The organism is Kitasatospora viridis (genome assembly GCF_007829815.1).
GTDB classification, from domain to species: domain Bacteria; phylum Actinomycetota; class Actinomycetes; order Streptomycetales; family Streptomycetaceae; genus Kitasatospora; species Kitasatospora viridis.
Window position 1 is genome coordinate 22,362 of the sequence record NZ_VIWT01000005.1, and the last position, 14,862, is coordinate 37,223.

General features: G+C 75.3%; 12 protein-coding genes and 1 pseudogene. 7 read left to right on the plus strand and 6 right to left on the minus strand.

The window, feature by feature from the left end; all coding sequences use genetic code 11:
* Position 1 precedes the first annotated feature (1 nt).
* The gene (locus tag FHX73_RS36755; protein ID WP_145910396.1) at positions 2-454 is read left to right on the plus strand and encodes a hypothetical protein; all 453 of its coding nucleotides are present in this window, start codon (positions 2-4) and stop codon (positions 452-454) included.
* Positions 455-471: 17 nt separating this feature from the next.
* A complete protein-coding gene (locus tag FHX73_RS36760) occupies positions 472-891 on the plus strand; it encodes a hypothetical protein (RefSeq protein ID WP_145910397.1) in 420 nt (139 codons plus the stop codon).
* A 7-nt stretch (positions 892-898) separates the two neighbouring features.
* On the opposite strand, the gene FHX73_RS36765 is transcribed toward FHX73_RS36760, so the two are convergent.
* The 5 genes from FHX73_RS36765 to FHX73_RS36785 all read right to left on the minus strand — a co-directional run bounded on the left by FHX73_RS36765 (position 899) and on the right by FHX73_RS36785 (position 9,103).
* Complete coding sequence (locus FHX73_RS36765) at positions 899-1,507, minus strand: hypothetical protein (RefSeq protein WP_145910398.1); 609 nt, start codon at positions 1,505-1,507, stop codon at positions 899-901.
* A 299-nt stretch (positions 1,508-1,806) separates the two neighbouring features.
* Entirely contained in the window at positions 1,807-4,629 is a 2,823-nt protein-coding gene (locus tag FHX73_RS36770; protein ID WP_145910399.1) for a helix-turn-helix transcriptional regulator, read from the minus strand.
* A 58-nt stretch (positions 4,630-4,687) separates the two neighbouring features.
* The gene (locus FHX73_RS36775; protein WP_145910400.1) at positions 4,688-6,154 is read right to left on the minus strand and encodes a DHA2 family efflux MFS transporter permease subunit; all 1,467 of its coding nucleotides are present in this window, start codon (positions 6,152-6,154) and stop codon (positions 4,688-4,690) included.
* A 10-nt stretch (positions 6,155-6,164) separates the two neighbouring features.
* A complete protein-coding gene (locus FHX73_RS36780) occupies positions 6,165-7,484 on the minus strand; it encodes an amidohydrolase family protein (RefSeq protein ID WP_170305250.1) in 1,320 nt (439 codons plus the stop codon).
* A gap of 332 nt (positions 7,485-7,816) precedes the next feature.
* A complete protein-coding gene (locus tag FHX73_RS36785; protein ID WP_145910402.1) occupies positions 7,817-9,103 on the minus strand; it encodes a serpin family protein in 1,287 nt (428 codons plus the stop codon).
* 218 nt (positions 9,104-9,321) lie between these two features.
* Between FHX73_RS36785 and FHX73_RS36790 the strand changes: the two genes are divergently transcribed.
* Positions 9,322-9,546 (plus strand): hypothetical protein, encoded by a 225-nt coding sequence (locus FHX73_RS36790; RefSeq protein WP_145910403.1) that lies wholly within the window; start codon positions 9,322-9,324, stop codon positions 9,544-9,546.
* A 149-nt stretch (positions 9,547-9,695) separates the two neighbouring features.
* Here FHX73_RS36790 and FHX73_RS36795 read toward each other — a convergent pair whose 3' ends face one another.
* Positions 9,696-10,031: a hypothetical protein gene (locus FHX73_RS36795; RefSeq protein WP_145910404.1), complete on the minus strand. Its 336-nt coding sequence runs from the start codon at positions 10,029-10,031 to the stop codon at positions 9,696-9,698.
* A gap of 366 nt (positions 10,032-10,397) precedes the next feature.
* Here FHX73_RS36795 and fusA point away from each other — a divergent pair, with 366 nt between their 5' ends.
* The 4 genes and pseudogenes from fusA to FHX73_RS36815 all read left to right on the plus strand — a co-directional run bounded on the left by fusA (position 10,398) and on the right by FHX73_RS36815 (position 14,839).
* On the plus strand, positions 10,398-12,488 hold the full coding sequence (fusA, locus tag FHX73_RS36800) for an elongation factor G (protein WP_145910405.1): 2,091 nt from the start codon (positions 10,398-10,400) through the stop codon (positions 12,486-12,488).
* Positions 12,489-12,588: 100 nt separating this feature from the next.
* A pseudogene (locus FHX73_RS36805) lies at positions 12,589-13,772 on the plus strand (MFS transporter).
* Positions 13,773-13,959: 187 nt separating this feature from the next.
* On the plus strand, positions 13,960-14,229 hold the full coding sequence (locus tag FHX73_RS36810; RefSeq protein ID WP_145910406.1) for a hypothetical protein: 270 nt from the start codon (positions 13,960-13,962) through the stop codon (positions 14,227-14,229).
* Positions 14,222-14,839: a DUF6879 family protein gene (locus FHX73_RS36815; RefSeq protein WP_145910407.1), complete on the plus strand. Its 618-nt coding sequence runs from the start codon at positions 14,222-14,224 to the stop codon at positions 14,837-14,839. Before FHX73_RS36810 ends, FHX73_RS36815 begins: the two co-directional genes overlap by 8 nt.
* Positions 14,840-14,862 lie beyond the last annotated feature (23 nt).

Below are 14,862 nucleotides of genomic sequence, written 5' to 3' on the forward strand. Positions count from 1 at the left end.
CGTGAGCGACGACATCCTCTCGGTGATCCCGGCCGACCCGCACTGGCAGCCCACCCAGGAGGCGGGCCGGCGCACCGTCGCGCTGGTGGCCGAGCTGACGGGTGGTCACGACGAGGCCGAGGCGACCTGGCACCCCGTGCTCACCGCCGTGGACTGCGGCGAGAACCTGGAGCGGATCGGCTGCCCGCTCTGCCGGGCCGAGATCGGCACCGACTGGTGGGCTGACATGCTCGAAGCCCACGTCGAGGACGGCTTCGCCACCCTCGCCGTCCGGCTCCCGTGCTGCGGCGCGGACTCCTCGCTCGACGCGCTCGACTACGCCTGGCCCTGCGGCTTCGCCCGGTTCGAGATCGCCGTCTGGAACCCCGAGCTCCTCTGGTTCACCGAGGAGCAGCTGACGGCGCTGGGTAACGAACTCGGCCACCCGGTCCGGCAGATCCGAGCGCACATCTGAGCGGGAGGGCAACTGCCGTGGAGTGGTTCGAACAGGCCCGGGAAGCGGAGCAACTCCGGGACTGGGACACCGCCATCAGCTTGGTGAGCGCCCGGGCCGTGTGCTCCTCCGCCGACTACCACGCCCACGACGTCCACCTCTGGCACATGGACCTGCTCGTCGGCGCGGGGCGGTTCGCGGAGCTCGCGGAACTCGCCCGCACCGACTCGCACGCGCGCCGGCGGCTCAACAAGGCGCTCCGCGCGCGCGGGGACGTGGCGGGGCTGCGCGAGCGCGTCGAAGCCGGGGACGGTAGCGCCCTGTACGGCCTCGTCCAGCTGCTGTGCGAGACGGGCCGGATCGAGGAGGCCGAACGGGCGGTCCGGGACCTCGGCCCCGAGAACGAGTACGCGCAGCAGACCCTGGAGCGCTTCCGGCCGTCACCGGACGGGCCCTGAGCGAACCTCAGCAGAAGGCCATCGGGCAGCCGTGCCGGATCGCGTGCTGGGCGGCGCGCAGGAAGAGGGCGGCGTAGAACGAGGCGGCCAGATCCGCCGACCAGCGGCCGGGGCGCACGGCGGCCAGCTCCGCTGCCGGGCCGTCCAGGAACCAGCCGGTCAGTTCGAGCCCCTCGGGCGCGGTCGGCAGGTCCGCCACGGGCAGCCCGATCGCCGTCGCCACCCGCTCGGCGATGGCGAGCACCTGCGGCGCGCCCGCGACCATGGTGGTCTCCGGAGTCGGGCCGCCCGGCAGCCACAGCTCGTCGGGCAGCGGGAACGGCACCAGCACCGACCAGGAGGTCAACGTCTCGTACTGCTCCCGGGAGAGCAACTCGCGGCAGAGGGCGTCGAATCCGGCGGAGGGCGGGGAGAGCTTCTCCTCGAACGCCGAGGCCGCCTCCTCGGACACCGGCGCGAAGGCGGGCAGCCCGAGATCGGCCAGCGCCGCGCCCAACTCGGCGGCGATCTCACCGAAGCCGTCCTCGCCGAAGCCGTCCCCGCCACCGCCCGCCCCGCCGTCCCCGGCCCCGCCGAACCACTCCGCCGCACCCACGCCGACCAGGTAGATCCCCATGCCCGGAAGCTACCGCCGCGCACCGACACCGGCCGCCGGCGGCGAGCCGCACCGCTCAGTGCGCGGAGAATTCCAGTCCGTGAGCAGCCGGGTCGTGCACCGCGCGGAGCACGGCGGGGTCGGGCCGGCGGCCGTCCGCGGATCGCCGTCCGCGGGTCGGCGGTCGTCGGGCGCGGACCTGGTGCGCCCGTAGCGGGCCCGGATCAGGTCGTCCTACACGGGTTCTCGCTCACGGGCCTGCTCACGGCTTCTCGCTCGTCGGGGCCGGCGTAGGTGATCCGCGCTCGGCCGGCCGAATCTCACTTCTCCCGCGCCTTCAGGGCGAGTTCGAGGCGGGAGTGGATGGCGAGCTTGCGGAAGATCTGGCGCAGGTGGAAGGCGACGGTGTGGGGGGAGAGGAACATCCGACCGGCGATCTGACGGTTGGTCATGCCCTGGGCGGCGTACTCGGCGACGGTGCGTTCGGTGGTGGTGAGGCTGGGCCACCCGGTGCTGGGGCGGCGTTCGCGGGGGCGGTCGGGGCGGGACTGGTGGCGGTGGCGCATGCCGAGGGAGCGCAGGCGGCGGCGGGCCCGGGCGGCGTCCCGGTCGGCGCCGAGGCGCTGGTAGGCCTCCAGCGCCTCCTCCAGGGTGCGGACGGCCCGGTCGCGGTCGGTGCCGGCGAGCAGGATGCCCAAGTCCTCCAGGGCCGAGGTGCGGGCCCAGGCGTCGCGGTGGGCGCGGGCGGCCGCCTCCAGGGCGACGGCGTCGTGGTCGAGCAGGCCGCGGACGTGCGAGGCGGCGGCGTGGATCGCCGGCAGGCCGGGGTTGGCGACGGCCAGTGCGCGGACCACTGCGCCGAAGGCGGTGGCCCGGGCCCGCTGACCGGTCGTCAACAGCGCCCGGACCAGCCACGGGGCGAACGGCGGCTCCCGGACCAGCAGGGCCCGGCCGCCCGGCGGGGGCGGGCTGGGCCAGACCAGCGCGAGGGCGTGGCGCAGCCGCTCCGGGTCGTGCTCGGCGGCGGCCAGTTGGGCCTCCACCCAGTGCCCGAGCAGCGCGGCCGGACTCTCCGGCTCGGCCCGCCGCAGCACCTGCGCGTGTTCCTGGGCGATCGCGAACTCCCCGTGCTGGACGGCGAGCGCGGCCAGCACGCTGCGGGCCTGCCGCTCGGCCCAGAGCAGGCCGGCCGCCTCCGCCTGGCCGAGCGCGCCGGCCGCTTCCGCGCCGGCGGCGGCCGGGCGGCCCTCGGCCAGGGCGAGCCGGGCGCCCGCGAGGTGACGCAGCAGCGGGCCGGTGAACTCGGGCGCCAGCGGGGCGGCGGCGAGCGCGGCGCGGGCCCGGGTGACCAGGCCGAGCTGGGCGAGCAGCAGCGCGTGGCTGAGCTCGGGGGAGTGGTGCCAGGAGGCGAGCGAGCCCTGGGCGCGCAGGGCGGCCGCCTCGGCGGCGAGCTCCAGGGCGCGCGCCGCCCGGCCGTCGCGCCAGTGCAGCACCGCCTCCGCGAGCACGGCGGCGGCGCCGAGGTCGAGCCCCTGCCCGCTGGCCAGCCGACGGACCTCGGCGATGCGCTCGCCGGCGTCCGGGCCCGCCTCGGCGGCGAGGGCGGCGATCCGGGTGAGCAACGCGTCCCGGCGCACGGCGGCGGGGACTCCGGGGGCGCTGGGCACGGCGGCCAGGGCCGTCAGGGCCGCCGGGTAGTCGCCGCGCAGCAGCAGCGCGGTGGCCAGCGAGGTGCGCAGCCGGGCGGGGACGGCGGGCGACGCCTGGGCCGCCTGGGCGGCCTCGGAGGAGTCCGGGGTCTGGCCGGCCTCGGCCGTCCGGCCGTCCGAGGTGCCTTCGAGGGCGCCCAGGGCGAGGCTGATCGACTTGGTCAGCGCTCCCGAGCGCAGGCAGGCCTCGGCCGCCAGCGCGAGCATCGGGGTGGCCGCGCCAGGATCGGTCACCACCGCCACCCCGCGCAGGGCCAACTCCGCCGCGGTGCCCGGGTTGTCGGCCAGCGACTCGGTGGCGGCCACCCGGAGCAGGGTGGCGGTGGCGGGTGCGTCGGGGTGGGCGCCGTGCAGCAGGTGCGGTGCGGCGGCGGTGATCGAGTGGCCGCGGGCCAGCTGGATGCCGAGGGCCTGGCGGTGCAGGGCCGAGCGGACGGCGCGCGGGAGTTCGGCCAGCACGCTCTGCCGGAGCAGCTCGTGCCGGAAGGTCAGCTCGTCGGAGCTGCCGTCCAGCAGGCCGGTGCCGGTGGCGTCCCGGACGGCGGGGGCGAGGGCGGCGACCGGTCGGTGCAGTATCTGCGCCACGTCCTCCGGCAGGCTGGAGCGGCCCAGCACGGCCGCGGCCTCCAGGAGTTCGCGGGCGGGCGGGGAGGCCGCCGCGATCCGGCGGTTGGCCAGGCCGTGCAGCGCGCGGGGCGGGCGGCCGCGCTCGGTGAGCCGGGCCAGGCCCTCGTCCAGGTGCAGCACCCGGTCGGCGTCCAGGCTGTCGAGCAGCTCGGCCAGCAGGCGGGGGCGGCCCTGCGCCATGCCGAGCAGCTCGGCCAGCTCCGGGTCCGGCGGTGCGCCCAGCAGGTCGGCGGCCATCTGGCGGGCCGCGGCCGGGGCGAGCGGGGTCAGCGGCAGCCGCTGGGTGCGCTCCGCGGGGGCGGGGCGCAGGGACGGGGCGGGCTCGCCGGCGGGCTCGACGGCGAGCAGCAGCAGCGGGCTCTCCCGGTAGGGGGCGAGCAGTTGACGCAGTGCCGGCACGGGCAGCGGGTGGTCGCAGCTGATCAGCACCGGCATGGTGCGCAGCTGCTCGGCGAGCAGTGCGTGGGCCCGGCGCAGCGCGCTCTCCTCGGGCGCGGGGCGCCCCACGCCGAGGGCCGCGCTGAGGGCGCCCTCCAGCGTGTCGAGCGGCCCGCGCCGCACCCGGGCGACCTGGAACCCGCGTCCGCCGGTGAGCAGTTCGGCCTCGCGGAGCAGTCGCGAGCGCCCGCTGCCGGGGCCGCCGGCGAGCAGGCCGAGCAGCGCCTGGCGGCTGCCGAGCACCCGGTCCGCCCACTGGCCGATCAGCTCCAGCTCGGGCTCCCGGCCGCGCAGCGGCGGCAGCGCGTGGCCGGCCGCCGGGTCCGTGGCGGGCGGCCCCTGGACCGGGACCCGCACGCCGGTCAGCACGGCGGCCCGCTCGCCGGGTGGCGGCTCGGGATCTGGCGAGTCCCCAGCTGACGACTCATCAGTCCACCGCCGGTGTCGGCGCTCGGTCCACCCGGGCGGGGAGTCGCCCGCCCGGCAGCAGCAGGGCCAGGCCGGCGCAGCAGAGTGCGAACAGCAGTGCCAGGCCGTAGGCGTCGGAGAGGCCGGCGGCGAACTGGGCGGAGTAGCCCGGGTTGTCGGCCGGCACCGTGACCCCGCTCATGGCGATCGCGCTGAGCACGGCGACGCTGAGCGCCTGGCAGGTGCGCTGGGTGGCCTGGAAGAGGGCGGTGCCCCGGGTGACCGCGGCCGGCGGCACCGCGCTGATCGCGGTGACCTGGGTGAGCGGCGGGATCACCCCGGCCCCGGCGCCGGTGACCACCAGGGGCAGGACCAGCGCGGCCGGATCGGAGTCGGCGGCCCTGGCCCGGACCAGCGCGATCCCCACCGCCAGCAGCAGGAACCCGGCGGTGAGCGGCAGTCGCGGCCCCCAGGTGTCCCGGATCCGCCCGCCGAGCAGCCCGGTGGTGCCGGCCGAGACGGCCAGTGGCAGCAGCGCGAGCCCGGCGTCCAGCGCGCTGGACCGGTGCACCACCTGGATGGCCAGCGGCAGCAGGAACTGGGTGCCGAAGAACGGGACCTGCCCCAGCACGTTGATCGCGCTGCCGACGCCGTAGCTGCGCAGCCGGTAGAGGCCGAAGTCGAACGGGCCCTGACGGCCGGTCTGCTGGCGGATCACCAGCAGGGCCAGCGCGGCGGCGCCCACGGCGAAGGACAGCACGGCGGTGGAGCGCTGTCCGGCGCCCAACTGGGTGGCGCCGAGCAGCAACCCGCCGAAGCCGGGGCAGACGGCGGCCAGGCTGAGCCAGTCCGGCGGCGGCCGGTTGGGGTCGCGCGGCTCGTCGGGGGCCAGCACCCGGCTGCCGAGCAGCACGCCGACCAGGCCGATCGGCACGTTGACGAAGAAGATCCAGCTGCTCAACCCGGCGTCCACGAAGGCCCCGCCGACCAGCGGGCCGATCATCGGCGCGAAGACCAGCACCAGGCCGAAGATGCCGAAGGCGAGGCCGCGCCGCTCGGCCGGGAAGGCGGTGAACAGCCGGGCCGAGCCGAGCGGCAGCGCGAACCCACCGGCCAGCCCCTGCACCACCCGGGCGGCGACCAGCAGCCCGAGGCCGGGCGCCAGGCCGCAGAGCAGCGAGGCGACGGCGAAGGCCAGCAGGGAGCTCAGGAAGACCCGCTTGGTGCCGAACCGCTCGCCCAGCTCCCCGGCCAGCGGGGTGGCGATGCCGAGCGCCAGCGCGTACCCGCTGACCACCCACTGCACCTCGGACGTGGGCGCGCCGTAGCGCAGTTGCAGGGCGTGCACCGCGACGTTGACCACCGTGCTGTCCAGGATGGTCATGAAGGAGCCGACCGAGACCGCGAGCAGGGTCAGCCACGGCGAGCTGCCACCGGGGCGGGCGCGCGGGCTGCTCCGGGCGGCGGAGGCGGAGTGCGAGGCCATGGCGGGCCCGTCAACTCGACAGCGGGGCGGGCTCGGCGGCGCCCCGCGCGAAGTGGTCCACGGTCACCGCCCGGCCGTCCTTGACCACCAGGCGCAGCGCGTCGAGCGCGCCGAGGTCGGTGCTCGGGTCGCCCTCGACCAGGATCAGGTCGGCCGCCAGCCCGGGCGCCAGCACTCCGCGCTGCCCGGCCTGGCCGCAGACGGCGGCCGCGCCCTGGGTGCCGGCCTCGATCACCTGGAGCGGCGTCAGACCCGCGGCCAGCAGGTGACCGAGCTCCTCGCGCGGCAGGCCGGCGGGGATGCCGGGCAGGCCGACCCAGTCGCTGCCCAGCGCGACCCGGCCGCCCGCGGCGACGTACTTGGCCAGCACGGTGACCAGCAACTCCTCGATCCCGCGCACCGCCGCCTCGGGCAGTTCGGGCAGGCTGAGCCGGATGTTGACCAGCTCGCCGCCCAGGGTGGGCACCAGGCGGATGCCGGCCGCGACCATCCGGTCGATCCGGCGGTCGAACTCCGGCAGCGCGTCCAGGCCGAGCCGGCCGGACCGGTGCAGTTCGACGTAGCCGGTGTCGGGCGGCAGCGGGAAGAGCAGGTGCTCGACACTGCTGACACCGGCCGCCAGCGCGACGTCCAGCTGGTCGACGTGGTGCACGTGCGAGCGGACCGGCAGCCCGTGCTCGCGGGCCCGGCGGGCCACGGCGGCGATCAGCGCCGGTGCGAGCACCGGGAGGTGACCCGGCGTCCGGTAGTCGAAGTCGAAGGACTCCTGGGTCATCTTGATGAAGTCGCTGCCCCGGCCGACCAGTTCGTCCACGGCGGCGGCCGCCTCGGCCTCGCTGGCCACCCCGCGGGCCGCCGAGCCGTCGCCCCGGATCGCCGGGTACCCGCCCGGCGCGGTGATGGCCGGCCCGGCGACGAAGGCGTGCGCGGCGGCAGGGTCGCGCCCGGCCAGGTGCAGCACCTCGATCAGCTGGGGCCCGCAGCCGGTGTTGCCGATGCTGGTCACCCCGTCCCGCAGGAAGGCGGCCAGCGCGGCGGGGATCTCCTGCTCGACGTGGGTGTGCGAGTCGATGAACCCCGGCAGGACGGTCAGGCCGGCGCACGGGATCCGCCGGGCGTCGGCCGGGATCCCGATGCTGCCGGTCGGGCCGATCCGCAGGATCCGGCCCTGGGCGACCAGCACGTCGGTGTCGGGGACCGGAGCGGCGCCGGTCCCGCTGATCAGGCGGGCGCCGATGAGGGCGAGCGGACCGGCCGCCGCGGCGGCCGCGACCTCGGCACGCGCGGACCCGGCGGGCGCGGCCTCGGCAGGCGTGGCCTGGGCAGGCATGGCCCCGGCAAGCGCAGCCCCGGAAAGCGCGGCCCCGACCGACACGGTTTCGGTGGAGTTCATCGACACACCCCCTGATTAATCTGATGAAACGTGGAATTGCATCCATTGAGTGGCGCGGATGTCGCAGTCGAGCCGACAGTCGGCAAGATTAGTGTGCTAACTGAAAGCCCGTCAAGGAATTTACCGGCCCCCAAAATAGGCTGACAATAATCCCGAAGAATTCCCCTGACGTGCCTCGAATGCACCTCGGCTGTGCTTCGAATGCGCCCTGAATGCGCCCTGAATGCGCGCCGAATGCGCCTCGGGTGCGCCTGGAACGCGCCCCGCTCTCACCCCTGGGGGTCCGTCACCTGCCCCAGGAACAGCAGCTGCCCCGACCGCAGGTCGCGGATCAGGAAGACGAACGGCCGGTCCACCGTCAGCCGGGCCGAGACCCGCGGCGGTGCGACCGCCGTCGCCCCGACGGCCGCCCCGCTCCCCGCCGCCGCCGTGGTGCCGGTCTCGTCGACCTGCACCACCGCCTTCTGCACCACCGAGGTCAGCACCGGCTTCGGCGACGTCCCGGCCGGGACCAGCCCGGTCAGGTCGGCGGCGGTGCTGAAGGCGGTCCGCACGCCCAGGCCGGCCAGCGCGCCGTTCAGGTCCTCGTCGCTCTGCAGGCTGAACTTCGGCACCGCCAGCTCGATCCGGGTCTGGGTGAGGGCGCCGAGCACCTGGTCCAGGACCGGCCCGGTCAGCGCGCCGCGGAAGGCGTCGAAGTCGCCCTGGTCCGGGACCACCAGGTCCATCGCCAGGTCGCCTCCCACGTAGGGCAGTTCCACCGCCTGCCAGGGCGCGCCGGGGCCGGTGCCCGCCGCGTACCGCAGGTCGTCGTTCTGGTGCATCATCCGCACCTCGGGCGTGCTGCCGTCCAGCCGGTGGAAGGCCTGGTCGGTGCTGTCCGCCGCCTTGAACGGGGTCTCCCAGTCCGCCTTCAGGTAGAGCGCGTCGGTGAGTGCCAGCAGCGTGCCGGAGTCCAACTGCCCGGGCGCGAAGAGGTTCTTGACCAGGCCGCCGGTCTGCTGCTCGACCAGCTGGTTCACCGCGTTCCGGGAGCCGTCCGGGTCCTTGGCGAAGTCGGTGGTGCGCACGCCGGTGCGGAAGGCGGCCGCGAGCAGCGCCAAGTAGTCCTGGCGCACCGGGTAGCCGTGCTGCGCCCAGAGGGTGTCCGACTGCTTGAGCACCACCCGCTTGTCGCCGGGCTGGGCGCGCAGCGCGCCCAGCGCCATCGCGTAGCGGTCGGCGGGCAGCCGGGTGCGCAGCGCGGTGGCCAGCTCCTGCTGGGTGGTGCCGTGTGCGCTGGGCAGCAGCATGCCCAGTACCGCGGCCAGGCCGGCCGGCGAGAGCGCCACGTTCTGCTGTTGCGCCAGCGCGCGGTACAGGTCGACCCCGAACGCCTCGGTGGCCTGCGAGGTGGCCGTCAGTTCGGCGGCGCTGGGCGCCGGTTCGGGCGCCGCCGCTGCGGTCAGCAGGATGCCCGGCTGGCGCTGCTCGCCGCCACCGAGCGCCAGGGTCAACCCCAGCGCCGCCGCCAGCAGTGCCGCCCCCGCCGCCAGGCCGGTCCGTCGGATCCGCATCGCCCACCCCAATCCGTTCGCGGCGCCCCGTGCGGGTACCGGTCCGCCGCTCCGACGCGGCGGCCCCCGGGCGGGTTCCCCCGGGTCAGCACCCGGACCGGGCTGTTGCACACCTGTTTCGAACGCGCTCGGCCGGCTGCGTTAGTGTCTCGCCTGACAGCACGTCGGGAGCACCGTCGGACGCACCGTCCGGCGTGGTGACAGGGCAGGGGAGTGACATGCGCGAGTACTACGAGCGCGAGGAGTTCATCGAGCGCGACGGCTTCTTCGGCCGCGAGGAGATCGTCGAGCGCGAGGAGATCGTCCGCCGGGACCGCTTCGGCCGCGAGGAGATCATCGAGCGGGAGACCGTCGTGGAGCGGGACAACGGCTTCTTCGGTCTGTTCGGTGGCGAAGAGGTCATCGAGCGCGAGGAGATCATCGAGCGTCGCGACTTCTTCTAGGTCGCACCCGCCGTCGGGTCGCACCCGAACTGCGAACGCCCGCCCGCGAATCGGGAACGCCGCACGGGGTGGTGACTTCGGTCACCACCCCGTGGCGTTTCCCGCCACGACCGGATCCTGCCGTGGCGGAGTGCGGCTCCGACGGCCCGTCAGTCGCTGCTCCGGGCCGCGGGACCGGTGATCCGGAAGGGGGCGGTGTTGCGCACCCCCAACTGCGCCCGGAGCACCGTGGTCACCCCGTCCTCCGCGGTGAACTCGGTCCGCCCCTCGCAGAGTCGGGCCGTCCGCTGCCACTTGTAGCGGAACGAGGCGGCGATCCGGTGCGGCCCGGGCCCGAGCGGCAGCGCGTTGCTCCCCCAGTGGGTGCCGGTCTGCTCCACGTCGTCCAGCAGGATCACCGGACGGGTCAGCAGGTGGTGGTACCAGGCCGCGACGATCCACGCCCGGGCGGTGACCACCAGTTGGGTACCGACGATGTCTGACATGCCGTCAACGATAGCGAACGAACGAACGATCACCGGGCGGTACCCCGAAAACCGTTGTGGCCCCGCACCGTGGCGCCGCTACGCTCCCCGGCAGGAGCACGCCGCCACCGAGGGCGGCCGTGCCCGCCGTGCCGAGACGAGGGGAGAGGGCCGTGCGTGCGATCAGCGCCGTCGTGCTCCCCCGCGCCCGGTTCGAGGTGATCCTGGTGTCCCGGGCCGGCCGGTGCCGGCTGCGCGCCCGGTACCGCAGGGGCTGACCGCCCGCACCCGTCCGCCCGTCAGGGGACGGGCGCACCTCCCGGCCGAGACCGGGGAGGTGCCCGCATCGCGCCGCCACCTTCCGGACCACCGCTGAAAGGCACGGTCGTGCGTACCACCCCTCCCACCAGCACCAGTCTCCCCGCCGTCCGCAACCTGGGCATCCTGGCCCACGTCGACGCCGGCAAGACCACCGTCACCGAACGGATCCTCTTCACCACCGGCACCACCCACAAGCGCGGCGAGGTCCACGACGGCACCACCGTCACCGACTTCGACCCGCAGGAGCGCGACCGCGGCATCACCATCTTCGCCGCGGCGGTCAGTTGCGACTGGGACGGCCACCGGATCAACCTGATCGACACCCCCGGCCACGTCGACTTCGCCGACGAGGTGGAGCGCTCGCTGCGGGTGCTCGACGGCGCGGTGGCGGTCTTCGACGCGGTCGCCGGCGTGGAGCCGCAGAGCGAGTCGGTCTGGCGCCAGGCCGATCGGCACGGCGTGCCCCGGATCGCCTTCGTCAACAAGCTGGACCGGGCCGGCGCCGAGCTGGACCGCGCCGTCGACTCGATCCGCGAGCGGCTCCACCCGGTGCCGCTGGTGGTGCAGTTGCCGATCGGCGTCGAGGACGGCTTCACCGGCGTGGTCGACCTGGTCGCGATGCGCGCCCTGGTCTGGCCCGGCGGCGACGCCGGGATGCTCGAACTCGACGTCCCCGACGAGCTCCTGACGCAGGCTCGGGACCGGCGGCGGCAACTCGCCGAGGCGGTGGCCGAACTGCACCCGGGCGCGCTGGAGGAGTACTGCGAGAGCGGCACGCGCGGCGCGGCCACCCTGCGCGCGGCGCTGCGCGAACTCACCCGCACCGGCGCGGGAGTGGTGGTGCTCTGCGGCTCGGCGTACCGCAACCGCGGCATCGAGCCGCTGCTCGACGCGGTGACCGCCTACCTGCCCGCGCCGTCCGACCTGCCGCCGGTGCGCGGCACGCTGGACGGTGCCGAGCAGCAGCGCCCGGCCGACCCGGCGGCGCCGTTCGCGGCGCTGGTCTTCAAGGTCAACTCGACCGCCACCGGCCGGCTGACCTACCTGCGGGTCTACTCGGGCACGCTGCGCAAGGGGGAGAACGTGCTGGACGCGAGCGCCGGACGGGGCGAGCGGATCGGCCGGATCCTGCGGGTGCAGGCCGACCGGCACGCCGAGGTGGAGCAGGCGGCGGCCGGCGACATCGTCGCGGTGATCGGCGTCAAGGCGGCCCGGGCCGGCGCGACCCTGACCGCGCCGACGGCGCCGCTGGTGCTGGAGGCGCCGCGCAGCGCCGACCCGGTGGTCTCGGTGGCCGTCGAGCCCAGGCGCGGCACCGACACCGACCGGCTGGCGGGTGCGCTGGCCCGACTGGTCGAGGAGGATCCGTCACTGGTCGTGCGCACCGACCCGGAGACCGGGCAGACCGTGCTCTCCGGAATGGGCGAACTGCACCTGGAGGTCGCGGTGGAGAAGGTCCGTCAGGCGCTCGGCCTGGAACTCGCGGTCGGCCGCCCGCAGGTGGCCTACCGGGAGACCGTGCTGCGCGGGGTCACCGGCCTGGTGCACCGGCACGTCAAACAGGACGGCGGCGCGGGCCAGTTCGCCCACCTGGTGCTGGACGTGCTGGCGACCGAGGAGATGGAGGGCTTCGAGTTCGCCTCCACCGTGGTGGGCGGCCGGGTGCCGCAGGAGTACGTCCGGGCGGTCGAGGCCGGCTGCCGGGACGCGCTGCTGGACGGCGGCCCGCTCGCCGGCCACCAGGTGACCGGCCTGCGGGTGGTGCTCACCGACGGGGCGACCCACCCGAAGGACTCCTCCGAGCCGGCCTTCCGCACGGCCGGCCGGCTGGGCCTGCGGGAGGCGCTGCGGCGCTGCGCCATGGCACTGCTGGAACCGGTGGTCGAGGTCACCGTCACGGTTCCGGAGGAGGCGCTCGGCGGCGTGCTCGGCGACCTGGCGGCGCGACGCGGCCAGATCGTCGGGCAGAGCAACCTCGGGCAGGGCAACCTCGGGCAGGGCAGCCTCGGGCAGGGCAGCCCCGTCCGGGCCGGTACTGCGGTGGTGACGGCGACGGTGCCGCTGGCCGAACTGTTCGGCTACGCCTCGCGGTTGCGCGGCCGCACCCAAGGCCGCGGCACCTTCACCAGCCGTCCGGCCGGCTACGCGCGGGTGTGACGGGTGCGAGGTGCGGGGTGCCCCCGGCGACGGCCGGGGGCACCCTCCCTGCGCAGATCCGGTTGATCCTGACACCGGTGTCAGGGGCGAGCATCCCGGCATGACCACCACCGTGAACCCCGAACGCGCCCCGGGGACGACCCGCTCCCGGCTGCCGCTCTCCCCGCTGCTGGCCCTGGCCACCGCCGTCTTCCTCACCAGCCTCACCGAGACCCTGCCCGCCGGCCTGCTGCCCGGGATGAGCGCGAGCCTGCGGGTCGGGGAGTCGGCGATGGGGCAGGCCGTCACCGTTACGCCGCCGGCACCGCGCTCACCGCCATCCCGCTGACCCGGGCCACCGCCGGGTGGCGGCGCAAGCGGCTGCTGCTGACGGCGATGGGCGGCTTCGCCCTCGCCAACACCGTGACCGCGCTCTCCCACGCGTACGCCCTGACCATGGCCGCCCGGTTCCTGGCCGGCGTCGCGGCGGGAGTCGCCTGGGCCCTGCTGGCCGGCTACGCCGGGCGGCTGGCCGGCCCGCGGCTCCAGGGCCGGGCGATCGCGCTGGTGATGGCGGGCATCCCGGTGGCCCTCTCCCTCGGCGTGCCGGCCGGCACCTACCTGGGCCGGATCGCGGGCTGGTCGGCCGCGTTCCTGGCGATGACCGGCGTGGCGGTCGCGGTGCTCGGCTGGATCGCGGCCGGAGTGCCGGACCACCCGGGCGAGCCCCGCGCGCGGCGCGCCGGCCCGGGCCCGCTCGGCCTGCCCGGCGTCGTCCCGGTGCTGCTCACCACGCTGCTCTTCGTGCTGGCCCACACCCTCCTGTACGCCTACGTCGCCGCCTTCCTGGCCCACCTGGGCCGCGCCGCCGACACCGCCCCCGTGCTGCTGGTCTTCGGCGCCGCCTCACTGCTGGCCATCTGGCTGGTGGGCGCCCAGATCCACCGCCGGCTGCGCGCACTGACCGTCGCCGCCGCCGCACTGGTCGCCCTCGGCGCACTCCTCCTCACCGCCTCCTGGGTCTACCCGGCCGCCGCACTCTGGGGCCTGGGCTGGGGCGGCGTGCCGACCCTGCTGCAGACCGCCGCCGGCCGCGCGGGCGCGGACCGGGCCGACGCCGTCCAGGCCGTGCTGGTCACCCTCTGGAACGCCGCCATGGCCGCCGGCGGCCTGCTCAGCGGCCTGCTGCTGACCGGCCTCGGCGCCGCCGCCCTGCCGTGGGCGGTGGCGGCCCTGCTGCTGCCGGTGCTGGCCCTGGTGCTGGGCGCCCGCCGGCACGGCTTCCCGGCCGGGGCGGGGGCGTGACGGTGCGTCGGCGGACCGGGGGTCGACTCGCAGTCAGCGGATCGCATCCAATGCGGACCTGGAAAGTCCGTTAAGCAACTGATCCCAATAATTGCTCAATCCCCTTGCAGAACAACTCACTTGACCACAAGTCAGCTGCTCGGTTAGCTTTTGTCACCCTGCCACTTCTCACACTGACGGGGAACGCATGGCCGCTCGCTGGGAACCCGACCCCACCGCGTCCTTCGCCCGCCGCCTGGGCAAGTCCTCCCACGAGCTCGGACAGACCTCCGGGAACGCCAGCTGCCCCGACATCTGGGAGCTGGACAACGGAGACGTCGCCGTGATCGGGCGCGACCTCACCGACTCCTACCAGGGCAGACTCCCCGAAGGCGTGAGCATCGACCCGGGCGAGCACCTCGTCGTCATCCCGCGCGCGACCGTCATCGCGGCGAAGGCGGACATTCCGGATGCCTGACCTCCTTGCCGGCGAAACCGGCGAGCGGATGGAACTCGACGTCTACTACGCCGAATTCGGCGAGCTCTTCTGGAGGATCTCCGACCTCGGGTTCTGGAAACTGGAGCGCGGGCAGACGTTCCGGGAGCCGGGATACGACAGTTGGGAGGCGTTCGCCGCAGGTGACTGGGCGCGGTCGATGCGCATTCTGGAGGCGGGTCGCGCCGACATGGCGGCCTACCACCGCAGGGCCGCCGAGCGCGGTTTCACCGCGAACCGGGTGCGCGTCGTCGAGGAGCCGATCAGCCCCTACCTCCAGTGGGAGCTCCACGCGCTCCGCATCCGTGACCAGAGCGGCGGCCCGGTCCGGGTCCTCGGACCGGAGCAGGTGGCCGAGTTCGAGACGGCGCGGCCGCTGCCCGAGGTCTACACCCTGGGGGCCGAGGTGATGTACGAGGCGGTGTACGACGGGCGCGGCGTCCTCGAATCGGTCCGGCGGTTCGCCGACCCGGCACTGATCCTGCGGTGCCGCCAGTTCATCGTGGACCTCTACGGCCGCGGCGAGCCGCTGGAGAGCTACTTCGCCCGCGAGGTGGCCGAGTTGCCCGCTCCTCCCGGGCAGCGGGCATGAGGGCGGCGGCGCCGCCGGGGCGC

What these genes read in the sequence shown, in the direction of transcription:
- FHX73_RS36810 (WP_145910406.1), top strand. Translation starts at nt 13,960, where the DNA reads ATGGCCGCTCGCTGGGAACCCGACCCCACCGCGTCCTTCGCCCGCCGC.
- FHX73_RS36785 (WP_145910402.1), bottom strand. Translation starts at nt 9,103, where the DNA reads ATGCGGATCCGACGGACCGGCCTGGCGGCGGGGGCGGCACTGCTGGCG.
- FHX73_RS36795 (WP_145910404.1), bottom strand. Translation starts at nt 10,031, where the DNA reads ATGTCAGACATCGTCGGTACCCAACTGGTGGTCACCGCCCGGGCGTGG.
- FHX73_RS36775 (WP_145910400.1), bottom strand. Translation starts at nt 6,154, where the DNA reads ATGGCCTCGCACTCCGCCTCCGCCGCCCGGAGCAGCCCGCGCGCCCGC.
- FHX73_RS36765 (WP_145910398.1), bottom strand. Translation starts at nt 1,507, where the DNA reads ATGGGGATCTACCTGGTCGGCGTGGGTGCGGCGGAGTGGTTCGGCGGG.
- FHX73_RS36790 (WP_145910403.1), top strand. Translation starts at nt 9,322, where the DNA reads ATGCGCGAGTACTACGAGCGCGAGGAGTTCATCGAGCGCGACGGCTTC.
- FHX73_RS36780 (WP_170305250.1), bottom strand. Translation starts at nt 7,484, where the DNA reads ATGCCTGCCCAGGCCACGCCTGCCGAGGCCGCGCCCGCCGGGTCCGCG.
- FHX73_RS36815 (WP_145910407.1), top strand. Translation starts at nt 14,222, where the DNA reads ATGCCTGACCTCCTTGCCGGCGAAACCGGCGAGCGGATGGAACTCGAC.